15 protein-coding genes are annotated in these 16,744 nt (G+C 52.0%); 6 read left to right on the top strand and 9 right to left on the bottom strand.

Annotation, left to right across the window (positions count from 1 at the left end; translation table 11 throughout):
• Positions 1-7: 7 nt before the first annotated feature.
• From AC4G46_RS23240 to AC4G46_RS23225, 4 genes are read left to right on the top strand one after another with little or no spacing between them, the layout of a single operon-like run.
• Positions 8-883 (top strand): transporter substrate-binding domain-containing protein, encoded by an 876-nt coding sequence (locus AC4G46_RS23240; RefSeq protein WP_491124794.1) that lies wholly within the window; start codon positions 8-10, stop codon positions 881-883.
• Positions 884-895: 12 nt separating this feature from the next.
• The gene (locus AC4G46_RS23235; RefSeq protein ID WP_221800877.1) at positions 896-1,636 is read left to right on the top strand and encodes an amino acid ABC transporter permease; all 741 of its coding nucleotides are present in this window, start codon (positions 896-898) and stop codon (positions 1,634-1,636) included.
• A complete protein-coding gene (locus AC4G46_RS23230) occupies positions 1,629-2,387 on the top strand; it encodes an amino acid ABC transporter ATP-binding protein (protein WP_491124793.1) in 759 nt (252 codons plus the stop codon). Before AC4G46_RS23235 ends, AC4G46_RS23230 begins: the two co-directional genes overlap by 8 nt.
• Positions 2,388-2,402: 15 nt before the next feature.
• Entirely contained in the window at positions 2,403-2,828 is a 426-nt protein-coding gene (locus AC4G46_RS23225; protein ID WP_491124792.1) for a GNAT family N-acetyltransferase, read from the top strand.
• Positions 2,829-2,954: 126 nt separating this feature from the next.
• Here AC4G46_RS23225 and AC4G46_RS23220 read toward each other — a convergent pair whose 3' ends face one another.
• The 9 genes from AC4G46_RS23220 to AC4G46_RS23180 all read right to left on the bottom strand — a co-directional run bounded on the left by AC4G46_RS23220 (position 2,955) and on the right by AC4G46_RS23180 (position 13,768).
• On the bottom strand, positions 2,955-4,508 hold the full coding sequence (locus AC4G46_RS23220; protein WP_491124791.1) for an ABC transporter substrate-binding protein: 1,554 nt from the start codon (positions 4,506-4,508) through the stop codon (positions 2,955-2,957).
• Positions 4,509-4,604: 96 nt separating this feature from the next.
• Complete coding sequence (locus AC4G46_RS23215; RefSeq protein WP_491124790.1) at positions 4,605-5,561, bottom strand: carbohydrate ABC transporter permease; 957 nt, start codon at positions 5,559-5,561, stop codon at positions 4,605-4,607.
• A 42-nt stretch (positions 5,562-5,603) separates the two neighbouring features.
• On the bottom strand, positions 5,604-6,581 hold the full coding sequence (locus AC4G46_RS23210) for an ABC transporter permease (RefSeq protein ID WP_491124789.1): 978 nt from the start codon (positions 6,579-6,581) through the stop codon (positions 5,604-5,606).
• A gap of 246 nt (positions 6,582-6,827) precedes the next feature.
• Complete coding sequence (locus tag AC4G46_RS23205; protein WP_491124788.1) at positions 6,828-8,435, bottom strand: helix-turn-helix domain-containing protein; 1,608 nt, start codon at positions 8,433-8,435, stop codon at positions 6,828-6,830.
• Positions 8,410-10,248, bottom strand: a complete 1,839-nt coding sequence (locus AC4G46_RS23200) for a sensor histidine kinase (RefSeq protein WP_491124787.1) — start codon at positions 10,246-10,248, stop codon at positions 8,410-8,412. Before AC4G46_RS23200 ends, AC4G46_RS23205 begins: the two co-directional genes overlap by 26 nt.
• A 144-nt stretch (positions 10,249-10,392) precedes the next feature.
• The gene (locus tag AC4G46_RS23195; protein ID WP_491124786.1) at positions 10,393-11,253 is read right to left on the bottom strand and encodes a P-loop NTPase family protein; all 861 of its coding nucleotides are present in this window, start codon (positions 11,251-11,253) and stop codon (positions 10,393-10,395) included.
• A 323-nt stretch (positions 11,254-11,576) separates the two neighbouring features.
• A complete protein-coding gene (locus AC4G46_RS23190) occupies positions 11,577-11,945 on the bottom strand; it encodes a VOC family protein (RefSeq protein ID WP_491124785.1) in 369 nt (122 codons plus the stop codon).
• An 83-nt stretch (positions 11,946-12,028) separates the two neighbouring features.
• Complete coding sequence (locus AC4G46_RS23185; protein WP_491124784.1) at positions 12,029-12,979, bottom strand: helix-turn-helix transcriptional regulator; 951 nt, start codon at positions 12,977-12,979, stop codon at positions 12,029-12,031.
• Between the two features lie 27 nt (positions 12,980-13,006).
• Positions 13,007-13,768, bottom strand: a complete 762-nt coding sequence (locus AC4G46_RS23180) for a DNA/RNA nuclease SfsA (protein WP_491124783.1) — start codon at positions 13,766-13,768, stop codon at positions 13,007-13,009.
• Between the two features lie 261 nt (positions 13,769-14,029).
• Between AC4G46_RS23180 and AC4G46_RS23175 the strand changes: the two genes are divergently transcribed.
• On the top strand, positions 14,030-14,200 hold the full coding sequence (locus AC4G46_RS23175) for a hypothetical protein (protein ID WP_491124782.1): 171 nt from the start codon (positions 14,030-14,032) through the stop codon (positions 14,198-14,200).
• A gap of 518 nt (positions 14,201-14,718) precedes the next feature.
• The gene (locus tag AC4G46_RS23170; RefSeq protein WP_491124781.1) at positions 14,719-16,707 is read left to right on the top strand and encodes a Na+/H+ antiporter; all 1,989 of its coding nucleotides are present in this window, start codon (positions 14,719-14,721) and stop codon (positions 16,705-16,707) included.
• Positions 16,708-16,744: the final 37 nt, after the last annotated feature.

The raw sequence follows: 16,744 nt of genomic DNA, 5'->3' as shown, positions 1-16,744 counted from the left end.
TATAAAGATGAAGATATGGAGAAGGCTGGGACTTGGAATGACGGCGGTAGTGCTGCTGGCGGGGATTGTGGCTTGCGGAAATAATGCTGATTCCGGGGCGGCGGCAAATTCAGGAGCAGCCGGGAATAATTCTTCGGCAAACAATGAAAAAATTACAGTTAATATCGCAACAGGCGGTGCACCTAAACCCTTTTCCTACGTGAATGACAAGAATGAAATTGACGGCTACGACATTCAGGTGGTTAAAGCGATTTTTGAAGGATTGCCCCAGTATGAGATTAAAATTGAAAAAACGGAATTCCCGTCGATCTTCGCAGGCCTTGACTCCGACCGTTATCAGATCGGCGCGAATAACTTTGCCAGCAATGCGGAGAGAAGGGAGAAGTACAATTACTCCGATCCGATTTTCAAAAACCAGTTCGTGATTGCTGTCGCGGAGGACCGGGAGGACATCAAGTCCTTTGCCGATCTGGAAGGGAAAACGACTGAGGTCAGCCCGAGCGTGAACTATACGGTTGCCCTGGAGAACTATAATAAGTCAACCGCCAAGACGCCGGTAAACCTGAAATATACCGATGCTGAACTGGTTGTTACTCTGCAGAATGTGGAGAGCGGTGCAAGTGATTTCAACCTGATTGATGCCGCCATGCTGCAGCTTTACATTAAAGAGTTTGGCCTCAAGCTGAAGGCAATCCCGCTGTCACAGGAAGATACCGACCGGATCGGTGTACCGTACAGCTACCTTATTCTCAGCAAAGGCGGGAACAGTGATCAGCTTCTCCAGGATGTTAACGGGCGGATCAAGGCGCTGATTGAGGACGGTACAGTTACCAAGCTCAGCGAAGAGTATCTGAACGGCGACTTTGCACCTGAAGTCCAGTAACGGGACAGCGCGATGCCAAATATCTTTGATATAGAACTGGTCTTTACGCTCATACCGAAGCTGCTGGTATATCTGCCGGTAACGCTGCAGCTTACGGCCGTTTCCATGCTGGCAGGGCTCCTTCTGGGGCTGCTGCTGGCACTCATTAAGATGAAAAGAATACCCGTGCTGTACCAGCTGAGCGCAGTATTCATTTCTTTTATCCGGGGAACGCCGATCCTGGTCCAGCTGTATCTGTCCTACGCCGGGATTCCGCTGATTCTGAAATACTACAATTACTATCATGAAACCAGCTACAACGTGAATTCCATTCCTGCCCTGTTCTATGTGCTGCTCGCCCTGTCGCTGAACGAGGCGGCCTACAGCTCTGAATTTATCCGGGCTGCCCTGCAGTCTGTGGACAAAGGGCAGATCGAAGCTGCGCATTCCCTGGGCATGACTTACCCGCAGGTGCTGCGGCGGATTATTCTGCCTGAAGCCTTTATCGTGGCCCTTCCGACGCTCGGCAATGCCTTAATCGGACTGATGAAGGGGACCTCGCTCGCCTTTGTCTGCTCCGTGGTTGAAATTACAGCACAGTCGAGGATACTGGCCGGGAATAACCTGCGGTTTTTTGAATCCTACTGCTCGCTGGCCCTGATCTACTGGGGCTTGACGATTATTATTGAGCAGGCGATAGCGCTGCTGGAGAAGCGGCTGGATATTGATTTCAAAAGCCTGCGCAAACGTAAGGGGGATGTCATCCTTGATTGAAATCCGCGGGTTAACGAAATCCTTTCATCAGCACAAGGTCCTGGATCATATCGATCTTAGCATTCAAAAAGGGGATGTAGTCGCCATAATCGGCTCATCCGGCGCCGGCAAATCCACCCTGCTGCGGTCCATCAATCTGCTTGAAGTACCGGATGAGGGGACGATCAGGCTGGACCAGCTCAAGATCGATTTTGCCAAAAAAAGCAAGTCCGATGTACTGGAGCTGCGGAAGAGCACGGCGATGGTCTTTCAGCAGTTCAATCTGTTCCGGCAGAAGACGGCGCTGGAGAACGTGATGGAGGGGCTCATTGTTGTCCGTAAGATTCCGAAGGAGGAAGCGCGGAGGACTGCTGAACTGCACCTGGCGAGAGTAGGCCTGGCGGACCGGATGCATCATTATCCCAAGCAGCTGTCCGGCGGGCAGCAGCAGCGTGTCGGGATTGCCAGAGCGCTGGCCATGCAGCCGAAGATTCTGCTGTTCGATGAACCGACCTCGGCGCTTGACCCCGAGCTGGTCGGTGAGGTACTGGATACGATCCGGAAGGCGGCAGAGGAAGGAAATACCATGCTGCTGGTCTCCCATGAAATGAGCTTTGTCCGCAAGGTAGCTACCCGGGTACTGTTTCTGGATCAAGGGGTTATTGTGGAGGACGGCACGCCGGAAGAAGTATTTTCCCATCCGAAATCGGAGCGCACCCGGCAGTTTCTGGCTAATTATTACCGTGATCAGGAACCGGAATTTACCATTTGATGAAGAGGGACTGCAATGACCTACACCTACCGTAAAGACAGGACTAATATCGACTGGACTCAGGTCTCCCGCCTGCTGAACGGCTTTGGTTTAACGGATTTTACACCGGCACAGACCGAACGGGCCTTTGTGAATAGCGCAGTGAATGTATTTGTCTTCGACGGGGATACAATCATCGGCTGCGGCAGGGCACTCTCTGACGGCATCTCGCAGGCGGCGGTGTATAACATTGCGGTAGACGGGGCTTACCATCACCAGGGGCTTGGAAAAAAGATCATCGCGCTGATCCTTGAAGAGACGGCAGGCTGCAATGTTGTGCTCTATACGCATCCGGACACCGTCAGCTGGTATGAGGAGCAGGGCTTCCGGAGGATGAAGACGGGGCTTGCGCTGTATCACCCGGACCGGATTTCGAAGCTGGCGGGGATGGGGTTTATCTGACATTTACTGAGGCAAATACAAATAAAACCACAAGACAGTACGGCTGTTGTCACCGGCCGCTGCCTTGTGGTTTTTTTTACAAAGTTCCGTCTTCATCAGATTACTGAAGCCGCAGGAAGTGATGAATTATTTATCTGCCAGGAAGGCATCAAGCTGCTTCTGCTTCTCAGCCAGAATATCCTCAAGCCCGTTTTTCTTCTCCTTATCATACCATTCCTGTGCTTTTGCCGGATCGATGGAACCTGTCTCCAGCGCAGCAGCATACTGCTTCGAGATGTTGATCAGGATTGCCGCCTGCGATTTGACCGGCTCTACATTGAAGATGAACCCGAGGGCAGGGGATTGATGGGCGCTAGCGTTGAACGCTTTGGTTTGCTCCCATTTATCGGGGTTTTCCGATTCGAAGGTATAGTTCAGGAACTGGTTGCCAAGCTCCCAGGCCACACCCGGATTGTAATCAGCGGATTTCGGGCCGGACTTAATCACGTTATCGGATACCTTGGTATAATGCTCTCCTTCGATACCGAAGTTGATCAGGTTAATCAGGTATTTGTCGGAATGTAACAGGTTGATTACCATCATGGCCCGGGCAGGATCCTCGGAGGTTGAGGAGATTGCCAGCATCGCGCCGGCTGTTTCACTGGTAGACACGGTAGCCGGTCCCAGCTCCAGCTGTTTGATCTTACCTTCAAGTCCTACAGAAATGGCGTATTCCTCAGCCCATCCCGGCTTGAGCGAAGCGATGGCCATGAACACATTGCCGCTGCTCAGCGGATCGCCGACCGAGGTGGTTGCTGCATCTTTATTGATCAGACCGGCTTCAAAAAATTTGCGGGTCAGCCCGATCTGTGCCATATAATCCGGGTCTTCGAAACGGCTGATTACAGTTGTATCCTCGCCGTCCTTGCGGACTGCGCCGTCGATTGTATCATCTCCCAGAAAATCAAGCTGCGCCATGTAGTGGGTATTAAAGTTCGAGGTCTTTGACATGAACAGCGGGGTGAAGCCGGCACCCTTCTTCTCCTTGACGGTCTGGAGGATCGGCTCAAGGTCGGCGACGGTTTTAACCTTGTTCAGCTGCTCGGTAAGGCCGAGCTCTTCGGCGATATCGCTGCGGTACAATACTCCGCCCTGGGCGGCCATTTCTTTATTTGTCGGAATTCCGTATATTTTGCCCCCGACGGAGGAGCCTTCGAGAAAGGCCGGATCGAGCGAGCTGGTGATCTCTTGTCCATACTGCCCGATGAGATCACCATGTTTGCCATCCGGATTATTCAGCGGGATGAACGCGCCTTTGGAGACATTGTTGGCATAACCGTTCCACTGTGCGGTAAACACGATATCCATCGGTTCACGGCTGGCAATCAGCAGCGGCATCTTTTCGTCGTACTGCCCCCAGTCGAGTGTGCTGATTTTGACAGTAGCATTGATTTTGGGCTGCAGATATTCGTTGATTTTGGCTTCGACGGCCTGCACATCCTTCTGCGCAGGGCCTTCCCACAGTAGTTTCACTTCATATGGCTTTAGCTCGGATGCATCAGAACTGCCGGAAGAGTCTACTGCTGTGCTGCCCGCATTGTTGCTGCCGCAAGCGGCAAGCAGCATTGACATCATCAGTACGGCGGATACGGGTGTCCATGCACGCTTGGAGCGGTTTTTGTTCAAGTTAACCTTAGTCATAGTGGTAGGCCTCCCCTTATTTACTGTATGTGCAGCTATATGTAACCGGCAGATGCCGGATACAGCTCTTTCTTTCCCGGGAATACTCCCCGGGGTTTATCCTTTAACGGCACCCACAGTCAAGCCTTCGATGAAGAAGCGCTGGAAGAAGGGGTAAGCGAAAATAATCGGGCCGATCCCGACAACCGCCATGGCCATCCGCACCGTTTCGCTTGGCAGCTGATAATTCGGGTTTTGCCGCATAATCGCCGCATAGGCGGTAGAGTTGGAGCTCAGGAACTGCATATCCTGCAGCGCCTTGTACATCCGGTACTGGATATTGATGTGGGTATCGTCGTTTATGAACAGCATGCTCAGATACCAGTCATTCCAGTAGTTCAGGGTGCAGAGCAGGCCGACGCTGGCGAGCACGGGGAGAGAGAGCGGCATGACGATTTGGGCGAAAATCCGCCATTCGCCGGCGCCGTCTATTTTGCCGGATTCAATCAGCTCGGTCGGCACTGAATTGGTGAAGAACGTCCGCATGACGAGTACAAAGAAGCCTTGGACCAGATAAGGGACGATGAGCACAGCCAGAGTATTTTGCATATGCAGGTACTGGGTGTACATCATGTAGAACGGCACGAGGCCGGCGTTGAACAGGATGGTGAATACCATGATGAAGGAGAAAATGCCGCGCTGCTTGAAGTCCCGTCTGGAGATCGGGTAAGCGAACAGCGCCATGATAATGATGGAGAGAATCGTGCCGACAATTGTAACGAAAATTGAGATGCCGTAGGAGCGGACAATGCTGGACCAGTCGTTCAGCAGGAAATCGTATGCGGACAGGCTCAGCTTTTTGGGAAACAGGCTGTAACCGTTCAGCAGCACCGTTTTTTCATCTGTAAAGGACACAACGAGCACGAGCACGAACGGAATGATGCAGATGGCCGAATAGATCCAGAAGAAAATATTGATCAGGGTATTTGCCGGTTTGGATATATCGGTCACCGAGGGTGCCTTGTCAACGGGCTTGCGGCTGCGTCTAGTGTTTTTTGCTGTGAGAGTTCCCATATGGGGTAGCCTCCTGTTCTGAGTAATTAGCGTTACGCTGGTTTAGTACAGTGCGTCTTCCCGGCTGATTCTGCGGATGATCAGATTACTGACAAAGACGAGAATGAAACCGACAACCGCCTGATACAAGCCTGCCGCCGAGGACATTCCGAAATCACCTGTGACAATAAGCCCCTGATACACATAAGTATCGATGACCAGCGTCGTATCATACAGCGCCCCGGCGTTGCGGGTAACCTGATAGAACAGCCCGAAGTCGGAATAGAAAATACGGCCGATCTGCAGCATGGTCAGCACAATCACGACCGGACGGATCAGCGGCAGGGTGATGGATTGAATCTGGCGCCATTTGGAGGCACCATCGATGGTGGCCGCTTCGTAATACTCCTTGTCGATTCCGATAATCGCCGCCAGATAAAACACGGCATAGTAGCCAATGCCCTTCCAGGTGTTCACAATCGGCAGAATGTACGGCCAATATTTCGGATCAGAGTACCAGTCGAATGATTGCCCGATGCCAAGCGCCGGCAGGACCGACTTGTTAAGCAGCCCGATCTCAGGGTTGAGAAAACCGTAGACGAGATAAGTGACGATGATCCAGGAAAGGAAGTACGGCAGGAACATCATCGTCTGATGGAATTTGGCCAGCTTGCGGCTGCGCATGGAATTGAATAACAGCGCGAGGGCCACCCCGATAATCAGATTCAGGACGATGAATACCGCATTGTAAATGATCGTGTTCTTGGTGATATTCCAGGCATCACTTGTGCTGAACAGAAAGCTGAAGTTTTTCCAGCCGATCCAGGGGCTCTGGAATACGCCGGTCTGGTAATTGACGCTCTTGAAGGCAATGACGGAGCCGAGCATGGGCAGGTAGTTGTTGATAAGCAGGAAGATCAGGGCGGGTGTCATCATCAGATAAAAGGCTCCGAACTTCCGCAAGTGTCCGACATTCTGCCTGCGGCGGCTTTTGCCGGCAGCGGGGAGAGGGAGCGGGGCAGCCTCGACAGATTGGTTCATTGTTCTCACGTTCCTTTCACAATCAGGATGCTTCTCTGTTGGCTTCATTATAGAGACATCAGGGTAATCATTCTATCTACTCAGATGACATGAATAGCAAATATGTGACTTTTGCGGAAAAATACATAACATCATATGAAAGTTGAATGTCATTAATTGAAAATAAAGCATTAAAAAGCCGCATGAAGCAGCGTCCCTTACAGGAAGGAAGCGCTGCCCGATGCGGCTGGGAGCGTTTAATACAGGTTAAAGCTGGCGGTGAATCCGCCGGTAATCCTGCGGCGTCAATCCGGTCAGCTTGCGGAACAGCTTGGCAAAATACGAGAAATGAACATATCCAAGACCTTCAGCGATGCTGCTGATCTTGTCATTGGACTCCACCAGCAGCTGTTTTGCCCGTTCGATGCGCTGTTGTGTAATATATTCTGACAGTGACATCCCTGTCTCCTTGCGGAACAGGCGCGACAGGTAGGCCGGGTTGCGGCCTACCAGGTCGGCAATCTCATCCCGGCTTAAATCCTTCTGCAGGTGATCCTGGATATACTGATGAGCTTTGGTAATGACCGGTGAAGCACTCCGCTGCATGCCCGAAAAGGCATCTGCGGTTTTGGAGGCGAGCCGGACTGCCCATTGCAGCAAATGCTGCGGTGAGCGGGTTGCCAGCGGATCATTCAGCTCCTGGACACTGACCAGCTCATAGATCGACAGGCCTTTGCGGCGGGCGGTCTGGTAGAACAAATGCATCAGACCATAGTAGATCTGCTCCAGTGTCTCCCGGCTGGCAAGCTCCTCCTGCAGCTTCTTTACCGTCAACTGAAGCAGCGAGATCAGCTCCTCCTGCCGGCCCTGTTCAAGCAGCTCTGCCCATTCCCCGGGGCTGGGCACTATGCCGGGTTCGCCCGGAGCTCCCGTGCCGCCGGACTCTGCCGCGTCTATGACCGACTGTGGCGATGATATATTGGCCCGTTCAGCCTGCAGCAGGCTGCCGATGGCCTCGGCCAGCTCCTCCACCGGAGCTGGTGTCCCGACATAGCAGGAGGTTTGGCAGTGAAATTCCCCGGAAGCTGCCACGAACCGGCTGCAGCGCTCAAGCAGCGCCTCCCGGTCCGGAAGCTGATCTCCGGTGCAGTAGAGCAGAATCAGGTTCAGCTCATGGCTGTCCTGAATCACGACTCCGCTCAAGTTTCCGATAATGCTCTGCGCAGCTTCCATACGGAGGGCATACTCCATAATGGCCTCATCCTGAGCACTCATATCCTCTTTCCAATGCTCGATACTCAGCAATACAGGCAGGACGTGGCTGTCGGCAGCCAGCGGAATGTTATAGAGCGTGAACTGGCGGTTTAGCCGCTCCGGCTGAAAAGGGATACGCCCGGCCAGCAGATCCTGCCAGAAGCGTTCGACCAGAACGGGCAGCTGCTTGTTCCACTGCAGCTGCTGCTCCTCCAGCAGTTCGCTGAAGGACTGGCGTTTTTGCTGCACTGCAATCTCTGCCAGGGCGCGGCTGACAATGTCCTTTAGCAGCCCGTGGTCGATCGGCTTGAGCGCATAATCGAAGCAGCCCAGCTGCAGCGCATCCCGGGCGTATTCAAACCGGGCGTGGCCGGTCAGAAATACTACTAAAGTATGCGGGAAGTTTCCGTGAATCCAGCGCAGCAGCTCCAGCCCGTCCGCGCCCGGCATCTCAATGTCGGAGATGACCAGATCGACGTGCTGCTCCTCCATCAGCAGCTTCGCTGCAGTGACGCTGCCGGCTTCGAGGATGGCAGTGAGCGGCAGGCCGCTCCAGTCAATGCCCTGGGTGATCCCTTTGAGTGCATAAATTTCGTCATCGACTACGAGCATCTTTACCATCGCCATTCTCCTCCATCTTGTGTTGTGTGGTGCCTGCATTCATCTCCCGAAAGGTGTTTTGCTGCTGCAACGGCAGCCTGACCTCGACAACGGCGCCGCCATCTGCACCGTTGCGGAACAGAATGCCTTCCTGCTCCCCGTACATAATCCGGTACCGGCGCAGCACATTCCAGATGCCGAGATGCTTCTCGCCCATGCCCTCCGCGTACGTTCCGCCCTCCAGCTCCTGAAGCATGTCCTCCGGGAAGCCTGGGCCATTATCTGCAATCAGAATCCGTATATAGGGAACCGGGGCAGCGTCCCCTTCCTCAGACGAGATCATTACGCGAAACGGCGTGCCGTCCTGCTGCCTTCGCGTCAAGCCATGCACAATGGCATTTTCGACAAAAGGCTGCAGGAGCAGCGGCGAAAGATTCAGCTTCAGGTGGCCGGGCGGCACGCTGATCTCGTAATCCAGCATGTTCACATAGCGGAGCTTCTGAATCTCCAGGTAATGGCGGATATGCGCAAGCTCGCTCTCCAGCGGAACGGTTGTCCTGTCGCCGTGCATCAGGAAGCGGAAGTAATCGGCCAGATGCAGGGACATTTTCTGCACCGATGCATAGTCCTTGAGTGCGGCCATGTTATAAATAATGTTGAGTGTATTCATGTAAAAGTGCGGGTTAATCTGCATCTGGAGATGCTTATATTCGGCTTTCTGGACCCGCAGCTGCTCTTCATAGACATCAATTTTGAGCGCTTCAATCTGCCGGGCCATTTCGTTAAAGGTCGTTGTCATGAGCGAGAATTCCCTGGTGTCGGCAGCCTGAGCGGGCAATCGGACATCGAGCATCCCGTAACCGAGCTTGCGCATCCCGCCGATCAGACCTGACAGCGGACGGAACAAAAAGCGCTGCAGATACAGGAGATAACCGCAAAGAGCCATAACAGAGAGCAGGGGAACCCAGTAATAGAGCATTTTTTGCAGCAGGGGAAGATTCTTGAGAATGTAGGACTCTGGGGTGACGACGACGTAACGGATGTCCGAATAATGCGATGCTTCCGTGAGTACAAGGTAGTTTTTCTTCTTCCACTGGATGGTGTCTGCACCGGACTTCATCTTTAGCACAGCTGTGCGGAAATCGCGGTCCAGCCTGTCCGGAAGCTGGATGGAGGAGAGCAGGCTGCCCCCGCTGTCCATGATAAAGACGGAGCCCTCGGGCCCGACATCAAGCGAAGATAACGTCTGGTTTAAGGTATCTGTCCGGACAAGCGCGCCGTCAAGCATCCCGAAGCCGATATCGATGGTTTTGATCAGGTAGGCATCGCCGTCCTGCATCGTTACAGTCTCCCAGCGGTCGCTTTGCACAGGTGTATTTGCGATAAATTGTGCGGAATAGGAGCTGAGCAGCTGGTTCAGCGCATTGGATTTGTTAATATTCTGGGTAGCATATAGCGGGTAACTGCTCTCCTTGGTCAGATAAACAAAAAAGGTGTCCACCATCTTGTAGTAATTCGTATCGATCAAAAAGCGGTTATACAGCCGTACCTTGGCAAGTGTATACTCCGGGTCGCTGACCGGTAGCGTCTTGAGGGAGAGGATTTCGGAATCATTCGCGGTACCGAGCTGGATGAGGAAATTATAGGTGCTTTTGAGCAGCGCGTCGTTGGCATTGACCTCTGTGCGGATCAGACTGCCGTAATTAGCCGAAAGCTGGGCGCGTACAATACGGGCAGCGTAAAGATTGTTGTACATGAGGAAGAGCACAAGCGGAGCTATAATGAGGAGAAATCCGAATACGATCCGAAATCGCATCGACCGCCAGTACCGCATCTGAACCCCTCCTGATCCGTTAAAATGTTTTGCATATTAGAATAACGCAATGTCTTCATTTTGCCAACACCAAAAGGACATAGAGCCGGGAGGGTTCCTGGTCTATGTCCTTATGATGTAAATATGCTTGCCGGTTGAGCTTGGTTAGTGTGCCTGTTTAAAATATTGTGCTAAGATCCCCGCGATAAACCGCTTATAATCCCCGCTGTCAAAAGCGGAATTATCCACCTTATGTTTGGCGATGGTCAGGCTGCTGTAAATCTCATCTTCCAGCTGTTGACGTGCTTTAAGCACCTGAAGCGTTCCTTCAATGCCCGAGTGCTGCTGCCGCGCGCCGTATCCCTGGTTCGTATAATACTCAATGAATCCCTGTGACCATTCGCGGGGACGTTCCCGGACAGCTTTTATAAAAGAATGGTCGAGATCATTCTGTGTGATGTAGATCAGCAGCGGATTGAGCGGCTCTATGGTGGCAGCGAGCTCTGTTACGTAGCCTTTAACGGTCTCTCTGTCAGCGTCATTTTTAACCATTCCCACCGTTACAGGATTCTGGATGAAGCAGCAGTCAAAAATGAATGTGTCCCGACCAGCTGCCGCATCCGCAGTAAACGTTCTCCACCTTTCGGCGATAAGCTTTCTGTTGTCCTCAAGCGGCAGCTCATAAATATCTTTTTGGAAAATAGCATTCAGCAGCTCATCCGGGAACTCCTGCCCGTACTTCTGCTGCAGTTTGCGGTATTCCAGAAAGCAGCGGCCATCCTGATGGATGATGTGTTCATTCAAGAAATCGCTGTATTGATCAAAGCTGCCCAGCAGCTCTGCAAATTCATGCTCCTCAAAACAGGCAACCCCGTCGTAATCCGCGGGATGCTCCAGATTTCCTTCGGTATATAGCCGGGCGTCAATGTTCATTGCCGCAAGCAGCTCATGAACAAGCCCGGCGGCCGTTGTTTTCCCTGACCCAGGCAGCCCTTCAATCAGAATCAGCTTTGGTATGGTTGTCATATCATTTCCTCCAGTCCGGATTAGAGGACCTGCTTGCGGGAGAGTGCCTGAGATGCTGTTTTCCGCAACAATAAAGCGGATACCGTCAGGTATCCGCAGAAGGGTTCAAAAGCGTACCGTCCCGTGCATATCCTGTAAGATTAGATGCGGGCAGGCCGAATAGAACAGCATAAACACTGTTTTCGGGCAAGCTTGTGCATGGTTAATCGTTACAGAGTAATCCACATGATCGGCGAAGGCTCCTTTGTATGCATCTCTGGTTTTTAGCTTACCATCCGGCCCGGCTGAATACAATCATGTATTCAGCCGGAGACATTTACGTATCAGGCTTTACTGTGAAGGGTGATCAGATAACCGTCCGGGTCGGCAAATGTAAAGGTTCGCCCGAAGGGCCCATCAATGGGGGCGGATGTAATCTTTACGCCTGCAGCAATAAGCTTGTCGTGGATTTCCTGTGAATCAGGAGCATACAGCCACAGAGCGACACCTAGTCCGGGCTGGGTCCCTGAACCAAGCTCCACTCCTGGCATCAGGTCACGCAGGGCAAAGGCGATCGGCTTTGTTTCAAAGACCACGGCATGAGGGGGGCCGGCCTGTGACCGGACCAGTCCGAGATAGTTTTGATAGAATTCTGCAGAGCTTTCAAGAATGCTCACTTGAAGTGAAATGAAATCGGGTCCAATTACTGGCATATCATGTTCTCCTTTGTGTATGGGTTTGTTAACTTTCTTTTGGTATGTCCTGATTATACAAACCCCCTGCTGCCAACAGTATGTCAGTAGCGTTCTTTCATTTTTTTGATTTCTTCTTTTATCCGGTTTTTAAAGGATTCAGGCTCAGTGACTACCACATCTGCCCCCCATCCAAGCAGCCAGGGCAGCAATTCCTCCGGTTGACGGACACGGAAAGTAGCATGGTAACCGTCCTCTTTAGCTTCGGCAGTCTCCATGTAATAGTTGTTGGCTTCATCAACTTTATCGGCGATTTCTGAATTAAAAATGGCGCAGACCCTTATGCCGCGCGTATCCTTCGGCCGATAGGTTTGAAGGTTGAAGTTATCGGGAAGCTGGAAGGGATCATCAGTAACGGTAAGGTCATTGATCCGGGAAACCCGAAAATGGCGGATATCCTCCCGCAGGTCACAGGAAGCAAGTAACATCCGGCCGTTCTGCTCATCATGTGCCAGTCCGAACGGCGATACCGTTCGCTCAGTTACCCTGCTCCCATCGGCTTCAGCAACCCGCTTGTGGTAGGCGAAACGAATTTTTTTGCCCTCCTGCATGGCTTCACGGATGATCCCCAGGTTAACCTTCTCCTGGATCATAATATTCATTTCGTCTTTTTGGAGCAGACGGATGCCCCCTTGGATCCGGGTTGTCTCCTCACGGATAGGCCCTGAAAGTATGGCTTCTATTTTTCTGCGGGAAGAACAGGCACTATTGCGAAAAGCGGGATCAAAACGTTTTTCTATAAACTCAGCGCCAAGAAGCAGGGACACGGCCTCTTCTACTGTAAAGCTGATGGGCGGAAGAAAATAACCCTCCATTAAAGAATAACCTGTTCCTGTCTCGCCAATGATAGGGACACCTGCCTCGCTCAAAGCCTGCATATCCCGGTAAATCGTTCTTGCGCTGACCCCCAGAACCTCCGCTAATTCATCAGCTGTCCGCAATCTGCTCCGCTGTAATTCCATTACAATTGCTAAAAGACGCTCTGTTTTATTCAATTGAAGCCGCACTCCCTTGCTAAGGATTCAACCATTCATCATATCTTCCGTTGTTTCAAAATATCGTACGAGATTTACTTCTGTAGGGGTTATTTTGAAATTAGCCTGCCACACTTCAACCCCTTGGTTTATTGAGGATTGCACAGAATTCCGGATATAGCTGCTATGTTTCCCGCCTGAAGAGCCGATATATTTAGGACTATCATATAGGAAACATACTAACAGGATTGCTTTGTCATTTTCATTCAAACTGTGAGCCAATTCCCCGATGTGCTTTATGAATCGTTCAAAGGAGTTGAAGCGGCTTCCTTCTTTAGTTTCGATATGCTCCTTAAGCTTGACCTGCAGCTGCGTAAGGGGTGTTTTGACCTCAATGTACGTATTGCCTACAAGAAAATCAAGCTTGGAATTGCCGACCGTTTGTTCTCTTTTAATCGCTTCACCATCAATCACTATACCAGAAAGCTGACCGCTTTTTATAAAATGTTCCACATATCGGTTTGCTGCATTCTGATTGATCCCTATCCATGATTTATTTACATCGGATGGTAAATCAACTGAAATTGCCTCCACAGTATAAGGGGTCTTTCTCGTTAAAGAGTTGCTTTTTGATAGCAGGCAGGGGACACCGCGAAAAACGATGTCACCAATACGACCTGTAGTGGGACAATGGCAATCAACAATGACGCCGTCAACCTCGACTTCCATGATGAACCGGTTTCGTCGTCTGCAAATCACACCTTCAATGAGGGGTGTTTCAAAAATAAACGGGTTGTTATTAGTTTCCATAGTACAATCTCCCCAGTAATCTCTATAAGCTAAGTTTAATTAATATCAGCTTAGGTATTCTTGTACCTAAATTATAATGGAACACTACTGACAACTGAATGTCAGTAGCCCCATGGATAAGGTAGAGGAAGCGCTGGGGCCAGGTCCGGTCCGGGCGGCATATTCCGGAGTAACGGCTTATTGCCGTGCTGCTCCTGCCGGAATACCGTTTGAAAAAGCCGTGCCGGGTATTAAGGGGTATCAGGAAGGAGGTGTGAAGCCATGTATAAGGATTTGCCGCCCGAGCTTCCCCCTAAGGTTGTTCCCGAGGTCGACCCTGCGCGCATACCGGAGCCGAAGCCGGCTGATATACCACCGGAGGTCGTTCCCCGCGAGCAGCCGGAGATTCCGCCCCCGGTCCCGCCGGAGGTTCCGCCTAAGCAGCCGCTGTAACAGCGTTTTGAGCATTGACGGCTACTGTTTAGTCCTGACAGGAACAGATGTAATCTGCCTAACGACTCCTGTTCAGTGCTTGTCTGACGACAAATGCTGAACAGGAGTTATTATTTGGTTTAGGGGCGTTTCATCAAAGAATCTAATTGGATTTTTGACACTTAATTCGCATAAATTTGCCGCCCCGCAGGTTTTAGATGGAAAAAAGTAACTTATTTCTGCTAATATACCTCTCCAAGGGCAATAGTGGTGTTTTTAAGTGTTCTTTTTCCAACTAATCCAGTATTAAGGCAGTATAAATGAAAAATAGATAGCGAAAATCCACTTAGACTTATTCTGATGAGCATCATCTCGCGGGATAACGGAAGAAGTCCGGACAGAAGAAGTCCAGAAAGGAGGAATCCGGACATTCTATAAAGCCGGCAGCGGCGCCGATAAAGAATAAAAGGTAAGTTTACATTCTGTTTGCATTGTTTGTTTACACTAAGCCTAAATAGAGAGACGGAGGTAGAAAGCTTTTGGAATTGTTTGAATACATACTGCTGATGCTGGCGGCGCTTGCCGTATCGAATCTGGTGAACCGGTTTATACCGTCGGTCTCGGTGCCGATTATCCAGATTGCGCTGGGGGTGGCGATTACGCTGCTGCCCCTGCATTTTGAATTAACACTTAATCCGGAGCTGTTCCTGCTGCTGTTCATCGCTCCGCTGCTGTTCAATGACGGTCGGCATGCCGATAAGGAAGCGCTCTGGAGCCTGCGGAAGCCGATTCTTTTGCTGGCGCTGGGGCTTGTTTTTGTGACGGTCGGCATCGTCGGTTACTTCGTGAATTGGCTGCTGCCGGTCATTCCGCTGGCGGCATCTTTTGCCCTGGCTGCGGCCTTGGCGCCGACTGATGCGGTTGCGGTAGGCGCGCTGGAGCAGAAAGTGAAGATTCCTCACCGCACGATGCAGATTCTGGAGGGGGAATCCTTAATCAATGATGCTTCCGGTCTGGTCTCCTTCCAGTTTGCGGCGGCTGCGATGGTTACGGGAATGTTCTCGTTCAAATCCGCCGGCCTTGGCTTTCTGGGTATTTCGCTCGGGGGAATTGTGCTTGGCCTGCTGCTTACCCTGATCAAATACGGTATCGTCAAATGGCTGCGCAGGCTGGGGATGGAGAATGTGACCCTGCATATGCTGATTGAAATTTTGACGCCTTTTCTGATCTTTATGGCGGCCGAGGAGCTGGGAGTAAACGGCATTCTGGCTGTAGTTGCGGCCGGGGCCGCCCATTCCTTCAATTATAAAAAGATGAATCCCGAAGTCGCCAAGCTGCGGGTCGTTTCCAAAAGCACCTGGTCGGTCATCATCTTTGTGCTGAACGGCCTGGTCTTCCTGCTGCTCGGCACACAGCTGCCGGAGATCATTCAGACGATCTGGAACAGTCCGGAAATCGGCAATGTGCGGGTAATCCTGTACACCCTGCTGCTGACATTGGCTGTCCTCGGCCTGCGGCTGATCTGGGTGCTGCTGATGAAGGTGCCCGGAGACGGCGAAACAAATCTCAGCCCGCGTAAAAAAAGGTTCAGAACCGCGCTGATTCTTTCGCTGTCCGGCGTACGGGGCACAATTACGCTTGCAAGTACACTGTCCCTGCCGTTTTTCCTGGATGACGGTACCGTTTTTCCTTCCAGGGATCTGATCATCTTCCTGGCCTCCGGTGTCATCCTGTGGACGCTCCTGGCCTCCAATTATCTGCTGCCGCTGCTGCTCGGGGCGGAGGCAGTATCGGTCCAGGATGAGGAGGAGACTCAGGCCAAAATCGAGATTCTGCGCAATGTTGTAGCCGGGTTAAACGACCTGTCCACAGAGCAGAACCGGATGGCTTCGGCCCGGATCATCAGTACTTACACTTCAAGAATCCGGATGCTCCGCAAGGATGACAGCCGGGATGAGCTGCAGCGATCCCTGGGCCTGTCGGTGCTGAAATGGGAGCGGGAGAGCACACTGCTGGCGCTGGAGCGCAGAGAGGTTGATCCCTACACCGGTTACCGATATCTCAACCGGATTAACCGGATGCTGTTCATGCATACCCGCGATCCCCTGTATAAACGGGAGTTGTTCCCGGTCAAGCATTGGGATGAGGTGGTAGGCATTCTGCAGCAGGCACGGCTCAGCAGGCGTGAAAGGCGGGCCGAGCGGGTCCGGCTGAGAATCCGGAATTGCACTTATGTACTGGAACAGCTGAATGCGCTGCTGGCGCAGGGCGGACCGGATCTGGAACCGGTCACCATGTTTCTCCTGCAGTATGAACGGGTGCTGCTGCGGTTAAACCGGAGCGGAGATGCCGGCTCCCGGGAGGAGTACGAGCAGTCCATGCAGGAGCTGGGCCGGATCGGCATTCAGCTGGAGCGCGACAGCCTGCAGGCTATGTTCGAGAGCGGCAGGATATCCCGCCAGGGAATGAAGGAGATGAAGCGGGACATTCTGTTCATGGAGCATGATCTGCGCGAAGAAACGGTCTGATGGCAGAGCAAGATAACAGCAGAGATACTATAAGAGG

The sequence above is a fragment of the Paenibacillus sp. fava2 genome, assembly GCF_058313675.1.
Note: the sequence above shows the minus strand (reverse complement) of the source record. Positions and strands in the feature narration are given on the sequence as shown.